At 61.8% G+C, this 16246-nt stretch carries 13 protein-coding genes; 3 read left to right on the forward strand and 10 right to left on the reverse strand.

The features are described from left to right. Positions 1–176 precede the first annotated feature (176 nt). Complete coding sequence (locus tag BUS06_RS29340; RefSeq protein ID WP_074267866.1) at positions 177–1370, reverse strand: phytanoyl-CoA dioxygenase family protein; 1194 nt, start codon at positions 1368–1370, stop codon at positions 177–179. A gap of 125 nt (positions 1371–1495) precedes the next feature. Here BUS06_RS29340 and BUS06_RS29345 point away from each other — a divergent pair, with 125 nt between their 5' ends. After that, positions 1496–2572, forward strand: a complete 1077-nt coding sequence (locus tag BUS06_RS29345) for a LacI family DNA-binding transcriptional regulator (protein ID WP_074267867.1) — start codon at positions 1496–1498, stop codon at positions 2570–2572. A 52-nt stretch (positions 2573–2624) separates the two neighbouring features. Here BUS06_RS29345 and BUS06_RS29350 read toward each other — a convergent pair whose 3' ends face one another. Continuing rightward, entirely contained in the window at positions 2625–3935 is a 1311-nt protein-coding gene (locus BUS06_RS29350; protein WP_074267868.1) for a hypothetical protein, read from the reverse strand. A gap of 421 nt (positions 3936–4356) precedes the next feature. Between BUS06_RS29350 and BUS06_RS29355 the strand changes: the two genes are divergently transcribed. Beyond that, positions 4357–5235, forward strand: coding sequence for an IclR family transcriptional regulator (locus BUS06_RS29355; protein ID WP_074267869.1), 879 nt, complete (start codon positions 4357–4359; stop codon positions 5233–5235). Positions 5236–5288: 53 nt separating this feature from the next. Here BUS06_RS29355 and BUS06_RS29360 read toward each other — a convergent pair whose 3' ends face one another. From BUS06_RS29360 to BUS06_RS29385, 6 genes are all read right to left on the reverse strand, one after another. Then, positions 5289–6698, reverse strand: coding sequence for an amidase (locus BUS06_RS29360; protein WP_074269351.1), 1410 nt, complete (start codon positions 6696–6698; stop codon positions 5289–5291). A gap of 17 nt (positions 6699–6715) precedes the next feature. Then, positions 6716–7807 (reverse strand): cyanuric acid amidohydrolase, encoded by a 1092-nt coding sequence (locus tag BUS06_RS29365; RefSeq protein WP_074267870.1) that lies wholly within the window; start codon positions 7805–7807, stop codon positions 6716–6718. 51 nt (positions 7808–7858) lie between these two features. Continuing rightward, positions 7859–8794 carry an ABC transporter permease gene (locus BUS06_RS29370; protein ID WP_074267871.1) on the reverse strand — a complete coding sequence of 312 codons (936 nt, stop codon included), beginning with the start codon at positions 8792–8794 and terminating at the stop codon, positions 7859–7861. Then, positions 8791–9879: an ABC transporter permease gene (locus tag BUS06_RS29375; RefSeq protein ID WP_083611660.1), complete on the reverse strand. Its 1089-nt coding sequence runs from the start codon at positions 9877–9879 to the stop codon at positions 8791–8793. The genes BUS06_RS29370 and BUS06_RS29375 overlap by 4 nt, the downstream gene beginning before the upstream one ends. Then, complete coding sequence (locus tag BUS06_RS29380; RefSeq protein ID WP_074267872.1) at positions 9876–11420, reverse strand: ABC transporter ATP-binding protein; 1545 nt, start codon at positions 11418–11420, stop codon at positions 9876–9878. The genes BUS06_RS29375 and BUS06_RS29380 overlap by 4 nt, the downstream gene beginning before the upstream one ends. Before the next feature lie 88 nt (positions 11421–11508). After that, positions 11509–12558 carry a BMP family protein gene (locus tag BUS06_RS29385; protein ID WP_074267873.1) on the reverse strand — a complete coding sequence of 350 codons (1050 nt, stop codon included), beginning with the start codon at positions 12556–12558 and terminating at the stop codon, positions 11509–11511. 442 nt (positions 12559–13000) lie between these two features. On the opposite strand from BUS06_RS29385, the gene BUS06_RS29390 reads away from it, so the two are divergent. Beyond that, positions 13001–14128: a PDDEXK nuclease domain-containing protein gene (locus BUS06_RS29390; RefSeq protein WP_074267874.1), complete on the forward strand. Its 1128-nt coding sequence runs from the start codon at positions 13001–13003 to the stop codon at positions 14126–14128. Between the two features lie 24 nt (positions 14129–14152). Here BUS06_RS29390 and BUS06_RS29395 read toward each other — a convergent pair whose 3' ends face one another. Both BUS06_RS29395 and BUS06_RS29400 read right to left on the reverse strand, forming a co-directional pair. Next, entirely contained in the window at positions 14153–14974 is an 822-nt protein-coding gene (locus BUS06_RS29395; RefSeq protein WP_074267875.1) for an ABC transporter permease, read from the reverse strand. Between the two features lie 13 nt (positions 14975–14987). Beyond that, positions 14988–16244 (reverse strand): ABC transporter permease, encoded by a 1257-nt coding sequence (locus BUS06_RS29400; RefSeq protein ID WP_074267876.1) that lies wholly within the window; start codon positions 16242–16244, stop codon positions 14988–14990. Positions 16245–16246 lie beyond the last annotated feature (2 nt).

A 16246-nucleotide genomic window follows, 5' to 3' on the forward strand; every position in this document is an offset into this window, starting at 1 on the left:
GCGCAAGCCGGCATGCTTCGTAGGGGTTTCTATTTCTATAGCGTGTATTTAGTAGACCACCAGTCAGCACGCACTACCACTCCGCTGAGCGCAAAACTGTTTTCTTGCCTTTACAACAGTCGTGGGATCGCGAGGAGCTGACTTTGTGGCCCCAACGCATCAGCTGCGGCACCGCTTTACGCCTCCCGTTGCCCCGCTTGCCGACGTAGCGCCGCAACGAACGCATCAACCTTCCATGACTCCCTTAGTGCCCGCGCGAACAACATTTGCTGGCTCTCCGGCGCGAGACCGCCTATCGGTGGATCACTATCCAGATTGGTAGGAAATGGATACCCCTCAGCACTTGACGCAATGACCGCCTCGGCTTCAGCTGCGCTCAACCTGTGGGTCATGACTTGATCGAGCAGAACGGGATACAGCACCTCACACATTCTCGTGCGATCCAGCGATTCCATTGCACGCCCATAAGCCGAGGAAATCTGCAAAAGATTCGCCATACGTTGAACGCTTGCCGTGCGGTTCGCCCCCGCTGCGTGAAAAAGCGCAGGACTAAAGAAGATCACATCGCCTTTCTCGAGAGGCAACTGGACGTAGTTCGCCTCGAAGTACTCACGAAAGTCCGGACGCCGCCACGCAAGATAGCCTGGCGCGTAGCGCTGCGAGAACGGCAGCAGCTTGGTGGGTCCGCTTTCCACCGGCATGTCGCTGTGTGCGACCGCACCTTGCAGTGTCAGGAAGGGCGACATCGTATGCACATGTGCCGGATAGCGCTCGGCCTCCGCTACGGTCTGGAACCCGAGGTGGTAGTCACGATGCGCCTGTTGCGCGTCGCCGCCGGGACGCACGACGTTCACCTGCGACGTCACCTGAAAGCAGGGGCCCAGCCATGCTTGCGCCGCGGCAACCAGCACGGGGTTAGCGTAGTAACGGGCAAACGCGGACGGGGCGCGCATGCAAAGCTTTTGCTGAGCGTTCCATATTCTGTCGTTGGCTCCCGCCTTGGCAAAATGATCGGCTGCCGCGCTGCCTGCTTCCCGCTCGTCCCGGATGATCGCATCGAAGACTGCCGTTGCATCGTCGATCGGCGTCGTGTCGGGAAACGCGCGCTTCAATACAAGCACGCCTGCGCCATGTTCCAGAACGTCCGCCCACTCGAGTTGCAGCTCCGTGCGCCGTGTCGCATCCTCAAGCATCCCGCTTAACCGGTTGCAATCGTAGAACGGCACGTTCTCACGCGTTTCGTCTGCGTATTCGGCTCGAACGGCATCGCGACCATCGTGCGATACGGTAAGAAAGTCGCGAAGCGAACAATCCTGTTCGCGGTACGGATTCCGGCGCCCGGCATCCGGGCGTGAGCGTTGCGTGTCCATGTCTGTCTCCGATCCCATGAAAGTGCACTCTCATGTGAGGGTTGCTAATTGGTTTCCCTAACGATACTGCCGTTGTACGGGTCTGCGGTACCATAAACACATCAAAAACACCTCAAGTGGAATCCATGGCCCGTCGCTTTCTGATGAAGGAAATTGCGCTGCAGGCTGGCGTTGGCCTCGCCACGGTCGACCGCGTGCTGAATGGCCGCCCAAACGTGCACGAGCGCAGCCGTCAGCGGGTTCAACACGCGATCAAGGAACTGGAGCGGCAGCAGTTTCAATTGGCAGTCACCGGGAGAAAACTTGTCGTCGACGTCCTGGTGGAAGCGCCGAGCCGGTTCTGCGACGAAATACGCGAAGCATTCGAATCGGAGCTTCCCACTCTACGCCCAGCCGTATTCAGGCCACGCTTCACGATGCAGGACACCATGACGACCGCGCAGGTGGTGGACGCACTGGAGGCGATGGGCCGCAGAGGCACACATGGTGTGCTGCTCAAGGCGCGTGACGTCCCTGAGGTGACGGACGCAATTGCCGCACTGCGTCAACGCGGCATTCCGGTCGTGACGATTTTCACCGATATACCGCGATCGGCTCGGATTGCATACGCGGGTCTGGATAACCGGATGGCGGGTGCGACCGCCGCCTTTCTGATCGGTCAGTGGCTTGCGCAGTCACACGGAAACGTCCTTGTGGCGATGAGCGACGACAGCTTCCGGGGCGAGGAAGATCGTAAGCTCAGCTTTCGCGATGAACTGCGCGCGCGCTATCCGAAACTGGCCCTGGTAGACGCCAGTGGCGGCCATGGGCTCGACGCCCTGACCGAGGAGCGCGTGCGAAAAGCCGTCGGCAGAAAAAAGGCCATCGCAGCGGTGTACTCGATGGGCGGTGGCAATGTCGCGATACTCCGCGCCCTGCATGGCATGGGAAAAGCGCCACAGTGCTTCATTGCGCATGATCTCGACAGGGACAACATTCGACTGTTGCGCGATGGAAGCATTAGCGCGGTTTTGCATCATGACCTGCGTCTGGATCTGCGCAACGCGTGCCACCAGATCATGCATTTCCACAAGCTGCTGCCGGCGTCGGCTATTGGCGATTCATCGTCCGTGGTCGTGGTGACTCCGGCAAACATCCCACAGTACATTAGTCGCCGTTTCGGCAGTGCGCCGCTGGAATCCGCTAATGACCACTGGAGATGACCGGCTCGGGACGATGCCTCGCAGCGCTCGTGCGGAGCACTGCGACACGGGACTACTGGCCCCACGCGTACTGGATCTGCAGCCGGTTCTGGAAGAACTGCGACGATTTGGCCGGCGACGTCTGGTATGCAAAGAAGTCTGTCACGTTCCATCCCTTCAGGCGTCCTGAGAAGTTGTACATGGCGTACACGAGGTATTCCGACTGGTCGAGATACGGCGTGCCTGGCGTGCTAATCAGGTGCATGAACGAATAACCAGCGCCCAGCGTGAGGCCCTGGGTCGGATTTCCACTGACCTCGACGCCATAAGCGGCACCCGATCCCAGATCCTGCGTGCTCGTGATGAACGGCTGGGCGAACAGCGGACCTGAAGCGATGTTGTGCGCGTAAGGTGTCACCAGCGCACCGTTCAGGTAGGAGTGCGAGTCGGGCCGGGTGTAGTCGTAGTCGAGGTTGGCATCGATGGAGTTGTGCTTTACGCCGAGCTGCAGCCCGTACACCTGGCTATGCACGTCCCCGAGCAAGCCTGCGGAACCACCCTCGATCGCAACCTGTGCGCCCACGTACGGCCTGAAGCTGCCCTCGTTTGCGCTGATCCGGCCATCCGCATAGCCCATTTGCGTGTAGTCCATATAGTTGACGTACCACGCCTGTCCCTTGAGGTTAAGCTGGCCGACATTCAGGGTGCCAGCGCCGCCCACACCATAGAACCCGCTCGTGCTCTCGTTGCCGATTTTCGATGCGGAATCGAAGCTTGCGTTGTAGGTCGTCTGGTTGGTGAAAGAGCCACTGATCCACGACTCCCAGCGGAACATGCGGAAGGCCTGAATATAGTTGTCTTTCGTACCGTAGGTAGTCGACACGCCCTGGAACAGTTGCGGCGCGATCCGGTAGTCGTACGGCGAAATGAACGGAACATCGAATTCCTGGTTGCCTGCCGTCACGCTAAAGAGCTGGTGCTGATACTTCACATAAGCTTCGCCGAGCTCGGTGAACGTCGGACCCAGGCTGCCGTCGATCCGCGACGGGTCGGAGGGGTGAAACAGCGGGCGCGAGATATACCCGCTCACGCCGAGAGAAAATCCGTAGAGCGTTGCGGTCTGGTAGGCGAGCCCACCGCCATAGTTGATGGTGTTCTGGTTAAGACCTTTGTTGAAGAACGCGTTATGAGCGGCAAAGTAAAACGTCCTGAAATCGCCGGAGAATTGCCCTTGCGTGAACATGTCGACAAGGTCGTTCACCACGGGCGGCTGTGTTGCATCTACCGTCTGCGCCGACGCGTAAATTGGCATAACTAACATAAGCAGCTTGAGCATTTCGTGGCTCAGCACGCGAAGTGCCAGAGGCCTGGGTCTGATTTTCATGTTTTTATCCGCACAGCGATTGAAGGATGAGTGGCCCGTGAACAGCCTGCATGGCAGTCATGGGAACTGTCGGCAAAGTAACGAGCCAGAATCCCCCTTGAGCGACGATTTCGCAGGATGAAAGCGTGAAGAAAAGAGCTTTATTTTCAAATGCTTGGCGACTTTTTCTTTTGAATGAAGCGGAGGGGAAGCGTACGGGCAGCCAGTGGTTCGCCGCAAGGCGCGCGCAGCGCCGCCGTTGAACCCTAGTGGTGCATGGTTGCGGCTGCATGCACAATTACGTTGAGCGCGTATCGCTTCTATGGTGCAAACGCGAAGAAATACGAGTCCAGGAACGGCATGGGACTTGCTTAACTGTGTCAGAAATTAAAAGTACAGTTCGACAGTAACGCTGTCGCGAAACGACAAGGTGCCAGCAGCCATGACAAGCGAATCCCTCAAGACGGCCCGCGCCAGAACGCGTGGCAATGTTCAACCCATCATTCGCGAAGACCGGACTTCGGTGCAGGCATTGTCGCGAGCGCTTTCGTTGCTGGAGATCCTCGCGGAAGACGACGATGGCTACAGGCTGGTCGATCTCGCGGAGCGCAGCGGCTTGCCCGCGCCCACCATCCACCGCCTGTTGACCACCATGCAGCAGCGTCGCTTTGTTTCGTTCGAAGCCGACAAGAACCTTTGGCGAATCGGTGCGCAATGCTTCTCGGTCGGTTCGGCCTTCGGTCCACGCCGCAACATGGTGGAACTGGCCACGCCAATCGTGCGCAGGCTGCGCGATCTGGCAGGCGAGACCGTCAACATTGGCGGGCTCGACCAGGATGAAATCCTGTTGATCCACCAGGTTGAAAGCAAGCAGATGATGCGGGCGATCTCGCGCCCGGGCAGTCGCTCGCCGCTCGCGAATACAGCAATGGGCAAGACCATCCTGGCGTGGCTGCCGCCCGCGCGGGCCACGCAGATCATCCAGAATGGCGGTTTGCAGCGGCGCACGCCGCAGTCGATCGTGAGAGGTACAGCGCTACACGACGCGCTGACGGAGATCCGCCGCGCCGGCTATGCGATCGACAACGAAGAGACGGCGGTCGGCTTGCGCTGCGTCGCGGCTGCGGTATTCAACGAATTTGGCGTTGCCTTCGCGGCGATCTCGGTGGTCGGCCCGACGCTGCGCATCACCCATGAACGGCTCGACAACCTGAGCTGGCATGTCATGCTGGCGGCCCGCGAAATCACTTCGGCCATGGGCGGCCGCGTGCCGAAGGAAATGGAAGAGATACTGCGCATCAGGGCATCCCAGCCCCACTGAGCGACACGTCCGGCGACGAAGCGCCGCCGGACGACCCCACTACCGGGTCTCGCTCAGAGCGCCGGCCACGGCATGTCTGCGACGTACTCCCGCTGGTACTGCGCGCCGACATTGCAGAGCAGCGCATCGCTGCAGATTGGCCCGACCAGCTGGAAACCGATCGGCATGCCGTCCGGCGCAGGCGCGGCCGGCAGATTAAGCGCGGCACTGCCGGCCATATTGACGAACGCGGTGAAGACGGCGTGGCCGCGCGGTCCGACCGTGCGGTTGTCGATGATGTTGGGAAACGCCTCGGCCGCTGGCCACGGCATCGCCGCGGCGGACGGCGTCATGATCATGTCGTAGCTGTCGAACACCTGCTCCAGCTCGCGTTTCAGTTTGGCAAACTGAACGAGCGCTTCGTAGTACTGCGAAGCGGACAAGGCGGACCCGCTTGTGATGAGCTTGCGAATCTCCTCGCCGACCTGCGCCTCCCATCCATCGTGATAGCCCATTAGCCATGACAAGCCCGTCTGGCTCACGACGGACCACGATTGCCCCAGCGCGTCGATATCGAACGGCTCGCTGCCGACGTGGATCTCATGGCCAAGCGACTCGAGCGCCCGAGCCGCCTGCGCGACGCTGTGAGCAATCGCAGGGTCGACTGGCGATCCGCCGAAGCTCGGCACATAGAGAATGCGGCAGGGCGGAGGCGTCTGAGCTTCGAACGCATCTTCCTGCAACTGTGTCGACAGCGGGTCCCGGCTATCGGGCAGCCCGATGATCCGCATCACGAGCCGCACGTCTTCGATCGTGCGGGCGATCGGACCAACCACCTCGCAATCGTGCAGCACGGTCGCGAAGCCTTCGGCGCGTGCTACGCGTCCACGTGACGGCTTGAGGCCAACGAGGCCGGTGTAAGACGCTGGGCGCCTGATGGAGCCGCCGCCATCGGTAGCCAGCGCGATCGGGCACAGGCCCGCGCTGACCGCCGCGACCGCGCCGCCGCTGGAGCCACCTGGCGTCAGGGCGAGGTTCCACGGATTGCGCGTTGGCCCGAACAGGAGGTTGTCCGTATAGCCTTGCACCGTGAACTCGGGGCAGTTGGTCTTGCCGAAGATCACCGCGCCCGCGGCCCTCAGACGTGCCACTGGCAGTTCATCGGCGTCAGGCATGAATTCCGAGTACAGGGCACTCCCCCATGTCGAGCGCATGCCGCGCACCACCATGTTGTCCTTGACCGTGATCGGCACGCCGTCGAGCTGACTGAGCGGCGTGCCCGCACGCCAGCGCGCTTCGCTCTCGTGTGCGGCCTGCAGTGCGCCGGCGGGGTCAAGTGTCACGACGGCGTTGATTTGCGCATTGACCGCCTCGGTTCGGGCCACCACGCTATTGAATACATCGACCGGCGAGCAGGTGCCGGCGGCATACGCTTCTGAAAGATCGGCGGCCGAGCAGGCCCACAGTCCATTTTGATTCGTCAAGGTTTGCGCCCCGTTCGTCAAACATGCATGATCGCGGCGATCGGCATTTCTCCCGGCGCGCATTGGTGCTCGGTTCCACCCGAAACAAAAATGGCAGGATTCCCGACTATCGACGTAATCACCGCTCCCAGCGCCGCGCGGGCGTGGCGCTCGTAATTGATATCCGCGTCCGACAACATCGTGGTACGCCAGCCGCGAATGCGGCCGTTGGGGCTCGCGTCGGCCTTGGCGAACACGGCCGCCACCGCTTCGCTGCCGGACGACCCCGCAGCCGTTGCCGTATCGCCGAGCAATGCGCGGATCGCATCCGCATCCACCACGTCATGCAGGATGCCGTGACGGATCGTGAAATCGCTGGTGGCCGCCGGCGAGTTGCCGAACAACAGCACCTCGCAATTTTTGAGCTCCCCACCCGCCGATGTCGACGCCACCGACGAGAACAGATCCATGCGCCGTGCGATAACCGCATCGTCGATCTGGTCATTGCTGACTTCGTCAAGCGCTACCGCCACGCCGAGGGCGGTAGCACCGCGTGCGTAAGGTTTGGAGCCGTTCGCATCGCGAGTGACGAGTGTCTTGCCACGCTTGTCCGCGTCGGCAATCAAGGCCGGAGTCAACAGCGGGCCTTTGACCTGGACGTAGTGAACATCGCCCGCTTTCGTGATCCCGGCCTGCGCCATCGCTTCGCGAACTGCCGCTGCCACCAGTTCAACCTGGGTAGCCGTGCCGACTTCTTCCGGCAGCAGGTCGCGCGTGGTCGTCACACCCAGCGCGAGACGAGGTTCGCTACTGGAAGCCGCGGGCTGCGTCTCCTCGCGTGTGAACACTGTTGCATGCGGCGACAACACGCCTTCGGTGCCGCCGGACCAGACGAAGCACACGCGTTGCGCGATCTCCGCCAATGGGACACCGAGCCGCTCCGCCAGCAACAGTTGAAACGATTGCGTCGCGAAGCCGCGCGTGAAATCGTTTGCGCCTCCATTGCCTTCAGTCTTGCCGATCACGGCAACAATCTCGCGCGGATCGAGCGTGCCTGCATCGATCAACGCAGCCAGTTGGGACGTATCGGCGGGTGACGCCATTGCAATCTTGTGCACACCTACTTTCATTTGGTTCTCCAGGACTATCGGAAGTGTTCTCTGGCGGCGCAAAGACCGGCATCAATGGGTAGAAACCGGGGCGCCGAGCGCCGCGGGCATGCGAGTCGAGCGTCCGAAACAGCACAACACGCCTAGCGCGATCAGGTAAGGCATCATCTGAATCACATAGGAGCTCACGGGCAGGTTCCAGCCTTGCATGTTCAGCCCGATCGCATTGGTCGCGCCGAACAACAGGCAAGCCAGCATCGTGCGCACCGGCAACCAGCGGCCAATCAGCACCGCAGCGAGCGAGATAAAGCCGCGGCCGTTGGTCATGCCGTCGGTGAATGTCCCCAGTTCCTGCAAGGACAGGACGGCGCCGCCGAGACCCGCAAACACGCCGCCGGCAATCACCGCCCACGCGCGGATGGCGGCCGGGTTGGCGCCGGTCGCAAACACCGCGGCGGGGTTCTCACCGGCCGAGCGCAGCATCAGACCAGGTTGAGTGCGCTTGAGCAGCAGCTGCAATGGCAGCACCGTCAGGAACGCGGCGTAGGTCAACAACGGTTGCTGGAACAGCGCGGGTCCGATCAGCGGGATGCGCGACAACAACGGCACGGTAAATGGTGCGAGCGTCTGCATCTGGATGTTCGGCGCCCGTCCACCGAATAGCCCGCGCAACAGGAAACTGGTCAAGCCCAGCACGAGGATGTTGATGGCCAGCCCCGTCACCATGTGATCGGTGCGAAAGCGTCCAGTGCACACGGCGACCAGCAGGCCGACGCACGCGCCGCCCAACGCACTGGCCGCCAGCCCGAACGCCACGCTGCCGGTCAGGTACGCCACCACGGCCCCCGCGAACGCGCCCATCAGCATCATGCCTTCGATACAAACTGCAAAGGTGCCGGCGCTTTCGCACAGCACGCCACCCAGCGCGGCAAACAGCAGCGGGGAGGCGACCCTGACCGTGGAGGCGAGCAAGCCGCCCACTTCAGCCGAATTCAATGTGAAACTCATACGCGTTGCCGCCTTTTGTCGAGTCCGATCGAACACAGTACAAACACCATCGCCAGCCCCTGAATCACGTCGACAAGCGATGACGGGACGCCGATCTCACGCTGCATCGCCAGCGCTCCGGCTTCGACGAAGCCGAAGAAAAGTCCCGCTGGCACCACCGCAAGCGGATCAAGCCGGCCAAGCAGTGCCACTGCGACCGCCTTGAAGCCAAAGCCAACCGAGAATCCATCGATCAGGCGGTACTGGACGCCCAGCACCTCGACGCCGCCTGCGCTGCCGGCCAACGCACCGGCGAGCAGCATCACGAGCAGCATGCTGCGCGCGAACGAGACACCCGCGTAACGCGCTGCCGGCTGACTGGCGCCGATCAGTCGCAAGCCGAAGCCGAACGGCGTGCGCCACAGCAGCACGGCGCAGACGGCGCACAGAAAGAGCGCTAGCAGAATGCCCATGTGCAGATCGCTGCCAGGCCAGATGATCGGCAAAAAGGCGCTATCCGGCACCACGGGCGATTGCGGAAATCCCGCGCCGACTTCGCCCATCGGTCCATTGAGGACCTCGCCGACCATCAGCAGACCGACGAAGTTCAGCATCAGCGTGGCGATCACCTCGTTGACGCCGCGCCAGATGCGTAGCAGGGCAGCGATGCCACTCCACAGGGCACCGCCGAGGGCGCCAGCTGCGAGCGAGATGATGATCGGCAGCGGTCCTGGCGCGGCGCCGCAATGCAAGGCTGCCCATGTCGTACAGATGCCGCCGACGGCAATCTGTCCTTCTCCGCCGATGTTGATAATGCGGGCCCGGAAGCACAACGCCACGCCGACGCCTGCGAGGATGTACGGCGCGCTTTTGTTCAAGGCAAATGAGATCGCGTCGACCGAGCCGAATGCGCCGCGCGCCATGACCCGATACGCAAGCAACGGATTCTTGCCGGACAGCATGATGAAAAACGCCGCCACGCCGAAGGCGAGCAGCACCGCGAGCAGTGAATATTGCAGCCTGCGGCCGGCGCCAGCGGCGCGCACCCAGCGGTCGGCCCAAGGCAGTGTGTCGTGTGCCTGCATCTGTTTTTCTAGCCCCGTCATCGCACCGCATCCTGTTGATCGCTTACCGGCATGCGCTCGCGTACCGCGCCGGCCATCATCATGCCGATCGCCGTGAGGTCCACTTCACTACGCGGCACGACGCCCTGGAGACGGCCCGCGCTCAGCACGCCGATGCGGTCGCCAATCATCAGGACTTCTTCGAGTTCCGCCGAGATATACAGCACTGCCGCGCCGCTGTTGCGCAAGGCGAGGATCTGGTCGATCACGAAGCGAGTGGCACCTGGGTCGAGACCCCAGGTGGGCTGCGCAGCGAGCAACACGCGCGGACGCCTGCCCAGTTCGCGCGCCAGCACGATCTTCTGCTGGTTGCCTCCCGATAGCGCGTCCGCTGTAGTGGCCGGCCCGGCGCATGCAATGCCGAATCCGGCGATATGGGTGAGCGCCTGTTGGCGGAACGCACGGCGGTCAAGCAGCATGCCGCGACGCCACGGTCTTGACGTGTAGTCGCGCATCGCGAGGTTATCCTCGATCGTCATGGCCGGCACGATACTGGTACTGGCACGGTCCACCGGGATGTAGGCGAGCCCCGCGGCGAGCCGCGCCTTGGTGTTGGCCGCGGTGATGTCGACACCCGCCAGCTCGATCGTGCCGCTCGAGCACTCGCGCAGGCCAGCCAGGGTCTCGACCAGTTCGGTCTGGCCGTTGCCGTCCACGCCGGCCAGCGCGAGGATCTCTCCTTCGCGCAAGCTGAAACAAACGTCGTTCAGCAACGCACGGCCCCGCCCGTCGGACAGACTCAGGTGCTCAACCTTCAGCACGTGGCTCCCCGCCGGACGTTCGTCGCGTGCTGCGGCGCTCTCCAGATCGCGGTCCACCATCATGCGTGCAAGCTGCGCACGCGTGACGGAGCCCACTTCGAACGTGCTGACAACCCGGCCGTTGCGCAGCACGATACCCTCGTCACAGACTTCCATCACTTCACCGAGCTTGTGCGAGATGAAGATGACCGAGCGACCCTCATCCTTGAGACGGCGCATCACTGCCATCAGGCTCGCAACCTCAGGGGCGCTCAGATTGGAGGTGGGCTCATCGAGAATCAGCAGATCTGCACCGCGCATGATCGCCTTGATGATCTCGACGCGCTGGCGTGCGCCGAATGGCAGATCCCGTATCAGTTGCTGAGGTTCGAGTTCCAGTCCATAGCGCGTGCTGGCCTCGCGAATCTTTTCAGCCATTTCTGCGCGGCGCAGCCAGCGGCCGGCCGCCGGCCAGCCGAGCATCACGTTGTCGACCACCGACATCGACTCCACCAACATGAAGTGCTGATGGATCATGCCGATACCTGCCGCAATCGCTTCCTTGGGACTTTGCGCTGCCAGTTCTTGTCCCTTGAAAACGATCGTGCCGCTATCGGGCTTCACGATGCCGAACAGCAACTTCATCAACGTGCTTTTGCCCGAGCCGTTCTCGCCCAGCAACGCGACGATACGCCCGGTCTGCACCGTAAGATCGACTGCGTGATTGGCTTGTACGTTGCCGAAGCGCTTGCTGATCGCGCGCATCTCGAGCATTGCTGTCATCGAATGTCCTGTGGTGCCTGGTGCCATTGCTGCGGTGTTGCGGCGCAACCGTGTTACGGCGCCTGTTCATCTCGTTAGCGGGCAGGCGTCAGAGTCCGCCTCGCGCGTCCTTCGCCGTGACGGATACTTTCAGGGTGCCCGAGGCGAATTTCTGCTCATCCGCATTGAGTTCCTGGACCACCGCCGCAGGCACCGCGGGATTGAACGGCTGGCCCTGCAGGTATTGCAGTTGGGCACCGGTGCTGCCCTTGCTATTCAAGCCGTACAGCTGATATTGGCCGCCGCCCGAGCCCTTGGCGGCCGCAGCCGCAATCGCCGCATACATGTCGCCCCATTGTTCGACGATATTGGTCAAGACGTTGTTCGGCGCGATCGCCGTGTCGCCGACCGAGCGGCCTGTCGCGTAGATATTTTTCTCCTTGGCTGCCTCGATGATTCCGGATTGCCCTGCATTGAGCTTGCCGGTGATGAAATCCGCGCCCCACGCGGCCAGTGACAGCGCCGCTTCCTTGGCGCCCGCCGCGTCCTCCATGTCCTGCACGTAAATGACCTTGACCTGGATGTCAGGTCTAACGCTCAGCGCTCCCTTGCGGAACGCGCCCACCTGGGCTACGACGTTGGGCAGGCCCTCGAGTCCGTTGACCGAGCCGATCTTGCCGGTCTTGCTCATGCGCGCCGCCAGCACGCCTTCGAGAAAGCCGAACTGGGTGTTGTCGAAATCGACCGACGTGACGTTCTTGCCTTCTCCCGACGCCCCGGAACCCACCACGAAGATCGTTTTGGGAAAGCGCGGGGCGACAGCCTCGGCCGCGGACTGGAAACGGCCTGTATGACCGATCACCACGCTATAGCCGCGTTGCGCGTAGTCGCGCATCGCCTGCGCCATATCGGCGGGCTGGACGTTCTCGGAGTAGGCGACATCCCAGCCCATGGCCTTCAGACGCTTGACCCCTTCGTAGCCCTGGGCGTTCCAGCTCTGGTCGTTGATGCTGCCTGGCAAGAGCACGGCAGCCTTTTCAGCCGCGATTGCATATGACGAGGTTGCAACCATCGCTGCTGTCGCCAGCAACAACATGACTTGCCCGGTACGGCCACGCACAGCCCACCCGCGTCGGCCACTCTTCAGCGCTTTGAACATGACGATCTACCGTAAGAAATTCGATGAATGGAAATCCGGCCGCGCCGCGATCTGTACGATTCGCGCTCGTCCGATACTTGTGTCAAGGGTAAAGATAGCTCGCGAAAAATAGCCCCGTCCGATCATTCCGCATGTTGGAAAAAACGGGGCATTTCACTTTAAAAACAAAGTGTTAATGGGATATTCGAGTGAAACGAGGGCACTGAGACGGCTTGGGGAAAGGGAGGCTCGGGCTGCTCTCGCAACGGGCCTTGCATTTTCATAACATGGATAGGATTATGCGTAGGCTCAAGCTGCCAGGAAGAGAGCGAAGACGGGCCGATGCTGGCTCCGGCTCGCAGAATTTCCGCAGGCAATATGGGCGAGGCGCCGCAGACCGGAGTTGCGCTGGTGGGACACACCGCCGGCAAGCAGTTAATGAAGATGAAGAGGTGAGCATTCCATGAAGAACTCCGACATCGCGCCAGCGACCTATGCCGGGATTCAAGCCGATATTGTTGGTGTTGTTGAATCTGCACGCCAAGCCGCCGCGCGCCACGTCAACGCCGTTATGACCGCTGCATACTGGCTTGTGGGCCGACGTATCGTCGAGTTTGAACAGGCTGGCGAGGGGCGGGCTGAGTATGGAGAAGCGCTGATCAAGCGCTTGGCCGTCGATCTGAGCCGACGGTTTGGTAGAGGTTTTGGGGCGGTCAATCTCAGTCAGATGCGGCGCTTTTATCTCACATGGCCTCCTGAGGTGATTTTTCAGACGCCGTCTGAAAAATCACCGATGCAGACGGGTCACGTTCAAACCTTGGACCTCGCGAAGCTCGCCGTATGCTTTCCACTTCCGTGGTCAGCTTATGTGCGGCTGTTATCTGTGAGGAATCCGGGCGCCCGAGCCTTCTACCAGACCGAAGCTTTGCGGTGTGGCTGGTCCGTGCGACAACTCGACCGCCAGGTCGAAAGCCAGTTCTACGAGCGGATTGCTGTGTCAAAGAACAAGGCGGCAATGCTAAAGACGGCAGAGTCAGCGGAAGCTTCTGACCTGGCGACGCCGGAGGCGGCGATCAAAGATCCCTTCGTTCTCGAGTTTCTAGCACTCAAAGACGAATACTCCGAGAGCGACCTGGAAGACGCGCTGATCCAGCGCCTGGCAGACTTTCTTCTGGAACTGGGTGACGAGTTTGCGTTCATTGGTCGTCAGCGGCGATTGCGTATCGATGACACATGGTTTCGTGTGGACCTCGTCTTCTTCCATCGCCGTCTTCGTTGCTTAATCATTATCGATCTGAAGGCTGGGCGCTTCAGTTACGCCGATGCCGGGCAAATGCATCTCTACCTCAATTACGCCAAGGAGCATTGGACGATGCCGGGCGAGAATCCACCTGTGGGTCTGATCCTCTGCGCCGAGAAGGGTGCGGCCGAGGCACACTACGCCCTCGACAATCTGCCAAATAAAGTTTTGGCGGCGGAGTACCAAACGGTGTTGCCCGACGAACAACTGATCGCCGATGCGCTGCAGCGTTCGCGGCAAGAACTTGAGGATCGGCGACGTCTACGAGGCGGCGCAGAGAGAGAGTCTTGACTGGCTATACGATCCGTCACCCCATCAAACCGATGACGCAGCCGCCGCCCGCCCACGCAACCAGTTCATCGCAGTGAACAACAACGTTGCAAACACAATCAACACCGTCGCCACCGCAAGAATCGAAGGATCGATCTGGTCGCGGATGCCGCTCCACATCTGACGCGGCACGGTGCGCTGCTCAGGACCGCCAATGAAGAGAATAACGATCACCTCGTCGAACGACGTGGCGAACGCGAACACGCTGCCCGTCGCCACAGCCGGTGCGATCAGCGGCAGCGTGACGCGGCGGAAGGTGGTCCACGGCCGCGCGCCGAGACCGGAGGCGGCGCGCAGCAGGCTCTGGTCGAACGACAGCAGCGAGGCGGTCACCGTGATCACGACGAACGGCGTGCCAAGCGCCGCATGCGCGAGCACTACGCCCATGTACGAGTTCACGAGTCCGAGCGGCGCGAAGATCAGGTAAAAGCCGGCGGCGACCACCACGATTGGGATGATCATCGGCGAAATCAGCAGCGGCATGATGATCGTGCGAAATGGGAACACCGGACGGCTCAGCCCGAGCGCGGCGAGTGTCCCAAGGCAGGTTGCGATCAATGTCGCGACCTCGCCGATGCCGATGCTATTCGCGAACGCGAGCTGCCAGTCGTGCGAGCCGAACGCTTGCGCGTACCAGCGCAGCGAAATGCCTTCCATCGGATAGGAGAAGAACGAGCCTGCGTTGAACGACAACGGCACGATCGCGAGAATCGGCGCGACGAGAAACAGGAAGATCAACGCGCAATGCACGCGCAGCCCGGCGCCGGCGATACGTTCGGACAGCGTTTGGTGACGTTGGGGTTGCATGCTGGTCTCTCCGCTAGCCGAAGCGCAGCCGGTCGATACCGACAAGCCGGTTGAAGACGAAATAGAAGAGGGCCGTGAAGACCACCAGATAGCACGACAGGGCGCCCGCGAGTCCCCAGTTGAGCTGCTCGTTGGTCTGCGATGCGATCAGCTGGCTGATCATCTCGTCCCCCGCGCCGCCCAGTAACGCAGGCGTGATGTAGTAGCCGAGCGCAAGCACGAAGACGAGAAAGCAGCCGGCGCCGACGCCTGGCAGCGTCTGCGGAATATAGACGCGGATGAATGCCGTGACCGGATGCGCCCCCAGCGATTGCGCGGCCCGTACGTACACCGGCGAAACGCCCTTCATCACCGAATAGATCGCGAGGATCATGTACGGCAGCAGAATGTGCGTCATGCCGATCAGCACACCGGTGCGATTGAAGACCAGCGGCACGGGATGATGGACGATGCCGAAGCGCATCAAGGCTGTGTTGATGACGCCGCTCGGCTGTAGCAGGACGTACCACGCGGTCGTGCGCACCAGCAGCGATGTCCAGAACGGCACGATGACGAACAGCATGAGCCGGTTGCCCTGTTTTGGCGGTAGCGTCGCGAGCAGATAGGCAACGGGGTAGCCGAGCAGCAGACACAAGAGCGTGACGGTCGCGCTGATCTGGATGGTGCGCACGAAGGCGGCGCGATAGACGGCGCTGTCCGCGGGCACCGGTGTCACGGAACCGTCCGGCGCGATCTGTGCATCGATCGCGTTGAGAAGGTAGTCCGGCGTCGGCGACGTGGCGGCGCGTTTTAGCAGCCGCCATGTTTCGTTCTCGCCCCAGCGCGGGTCCATCTGGATCAGCGCAGGCTTCCACGCGTCGGGTGTCTGCGAGCGCGTTTCGCGTGCCGTCTTCATCAGCAGGCTGCGGAACTCCGGCTGATAGAAATTCATTCGGCGTGCGATGTTACCGAGTTCGCCGGCTTCGGCCGATTGCCGCAAGTCTTGCCCGAGTGCGGCAAAAACCGGTTCGCCAGGCACGCCGTTGCCATCCCACGCCCGTAGCGCCACCGTCAGTTGCGGCATGCTGCCGCGCACTTCGGGATTCTGCACACTGCGCGCCAGCAGACTGGCGATGGGCGCGATGAAGGTGGCGAGCAGGAACACGAGCAACGGTAACGCCAGCAGTAACGCCTGCAGGGCGGCCTTGCGACGGGCGCGCTGCCAGGCGTGACGAACGCCGCCGGGGTTGCCGGCGCCGATCGTTGATGTGGGCTGCATTGGCGTGTTCATCG

The organism is Paraburkholderia phenazinium, assembly GCF_900141745.1.
Lineage (GTDB): Bacteria > Pseudomonadota > Gammaproteobacteria > Burkholderiales > Burkholderiaceae > Paraburkholderia > Paraburkholderia phenazinium_B.

Bases quoted from the DNA above. Each gene is read 5' to 3' on its own strand.
- BUS06_RS29340 (WP_074267866.1), bottom strand. From the start codon at position 1,370: ATGGACACGCAACGCTCACGCCCGGATGCCGGGCGCCGGAATCCGTAC.
- BUS06_RS29345 (WP_074267867.1), top strand. From the start codon at position 1,496: ATGGCCCGTCGCTTTCTGATGAAGGAAATTGCGCTGCAGGCTGGCGTT.
- BUS06_RS29350 (WP_074267868.1), bottom strand. From the start codon at position 3,935: ATGAAAATCAGACCCAGGCCTCTGGCACTTCGCGTGCTGAGCCACGAA.
- BUS06_RS29355 (WP_074267869.1), top strand. From the start codon at position 4,357: ATGACAAGCGAATCCCTCAAGACGGCCCGCGCCAGAACGCGTGGCAAT.
- BUS06_RS29365 (WP_074267870.1), bottom strand. From the start codon at position 7,807: ATGAAAGTAGGTGTGCACAAGATTGCAATGGCGTCACCCGCCGATACG.
- BUS06_RS29370 (WP_074267871.1), bottom strand. From the start codon at position 8,794: ATGAGTTTCACATTGAATTCGGCTGAAGTGGGCGGCTTGCTCGCCTCC.
- BUS06_RS29375 (WP_083611660.1), bottom strand. From the start codon at position 9,879: ATGACGGGGCTAGAAAAACAGATGCAGGCACACGACACACTGCCTTGG.
- BUS06_RS29380 (WP_074267872.1), bottom strand. From the start codon at position 11,420: ATGACAGCAATGCTCGAGATGCGCGCGATCAGCAAGCGCTTCGGCAAC.
- BUS06_RS29385 (WP_074267873.1), bottom strand. From the start codon at position 12,558: ATGTTCAAAGCGCTGAAGAGTGGCCGACGCGGGTGGGCTGTGCGTGGC.
- BUS06_RS29390 (WP_074267874.1), top strand. From the start codon at position 13,001: ATGAAGAACTCCGACATCGCGCCAGCGACCTATGCCGGGATTCAAGCC.
- BUS06_RS29395 (WP_074267875.1), bottom strand. From the start codon at position 14,974: ATGCAACCCCAACGTCACCAAACGCTGTCCGAACGTATCGCCGGCGCC.
- BUS06_RS29400 (WP_074267876.1), bottom strand. From the start codon at position 16,244: ATGAACACGCCAATGCAGCCCACATCAACGATCGGCGCCGGCAACCCC.